Source organism: Brevundimonas sp., assembly GCF_031082345.1.
Lineage (GTDB): Bacteria > Pseudomonadota > Alphaproteobacteria > Caulobacterales > Caulobacteraceae > Brevundimonas.
The window spans coordinates 1-1,629 of record NZ_JAVHLH010000389.1; the positions used below are offsets into that span (position 1 = coordinate 1).

The 1,629-nt window shown below is 67.3% G+C and carries 2 protein-coding genes; both read right to left on the bottom strand.

Annotated elements, in window-relative coordinates:
- Window positions 1-14 precede the first annotated feature (14 nt).
- Window positions 15-839 (bottom strand): carbohydrate ABC transporter permease, encoded by an 825-nt coding sequence (locus RDU12_RS15640; RefSeq protein ID WP_300293263.1) that lies wholly within the window; start codon window positions 837-839, stop codon window positions 15-17.
- Window positions 836-1,629 (bottom strand): efflux RND transporter permease subunit (locus tag RDU12_RS15645; RefSeq protein ID WP_308685584.1); only part of this gene is annotated, 794 nt, incomplete at its 5' end. The genes RDU12_RS15640 and RDU12_RS15645, both read right to left, overlap by 4 nt.

Below are 1,629 nucleotides of genomic sequence, written 5' to 3' on the forward strand. Positions count from 1 at the left end.
ATGAGCGAACCGCCCTACCCCTTCACGCTGCCGGCCAGCATGCCGCGGATGTAGTAGCGCTGCAGGGCGAGGAAGAGGATCAGCACCGGGGCGACGGTGATCACCGCCCCGGCCATCATCATCTCGATGTCCTGCACGTGCTCGCGCGACAGGGCCGCCAGCGCCACCGGCAGGGTGTAGTTCGACTGGTCGGTCAGGATGATCAGCGGCCACAGGAAGTCGTTCCAGCTGCCGAGGAAGACGAACAGCGCCAGCGTCACGATGATCGGCTGCAGCGTCGGCAGCACCACCCGGCGGAAGATCTGCCCCTCGGACGCCCCGTCGATGCGCGCCGCCTCCAGCATCTCATCGGGGATCGACAGCGAATACTGCCGCACCAGGAACAGGCCGAAGATCGAGGCCAGCCACGGCGCCAGCGCCCCGGCGTAGGTGTTCACCAGCCCCATCCCCTTCAGCATCAGGAACAGCGGCAGGGTGCCGATCTGGGCCGGCACCACCAGCGCCGCGACCAGCAGCTGGAACATCCGCTCCCGCCCCTTGAACCGCAGCTTGGCGAAGGCGTAGCCGGCCGGGACGGTGAAGGCCAGGGCCAGGCCGGTGGCCAGCGTCGCCAGGGCGAAGCTGTTCCACAGATAGCGGCCCATGCCCTGGGTCACGAACAGCTCGCGGTAATGCTCCAGCGTCCAGCGTTTCGGGGTCAGCGGCGGCGGGAAGGTCGCCGCCTCGCCCGTCGGCATGAAGCTGACCGACAGCATCCACAGCAGCGGGAACAGCACCGCCAGGGCGATCAGGGCCACCGCCAGATTCAGCAGCAGGGCGCGGATGCGGCGGGCGCTCATTCGTACGCCCCCATCCGCTTGGCCACCGCCAGCTGCACCAGGGTCACCGCCAGGATGCACAGGAACAGCACGAAGGCCACGGCGCTGGCGGAGCCGAGGTTCCACCATTTGAAGCCCTCTTCGTACATGAAGTAGAGCACCGTCACGGTCGACTGCGCCGGCCCGCCCTGGGTCATCACATAGGGCTCGGCGAACAGCTGGAAGAAGCTGGCCACCGAGATGATCGACACCAGCAGCAGGGTCGGGGCGATGGCCGGCAGGGTGACGTGCACGAACCGCTTCCACGCCCCGGCCCCGTCGATCCGCGCCGCCTCATACAGGTCGTCCGGCACCGTCTGAAGAACCGCGAGGAAGATCAGCATATTGTAGCCGAAGATCTTCCACACCACGAACATCAGGATGGCCGGGATCGATGTCTCCGGCTGGCCCAGCCAGTCGACCGGCGGCAGGCCGAGGCTGGAGATGGCCCAGTTGATCACGCCGTAGCGGGTGTGCAGCAGGTAGTTCCACAGCACCGCCGTGGCCACCAGGGTGGTCACGAAGGGGGCGAAGAAGATCACCAGGACGGTGGATGTGATCATCCCGCCCAGCACGCCGGTGCCGATGGCGGTCTGCGCACCCGATCCGGCTCCGGTAGCGAAGGCCAGGGGCAGCACGCCGACGCCGAAGGCCAGGGAGGTCATGACGATGGGCCGCAGCCGCAGCCGCGCACCCTCGAGGGTGGCCCCCATCAAATCGCCTCCATCCTCCACCTTCTGCTTGGCGAACTGGATGATGAGGATGGCGTTCT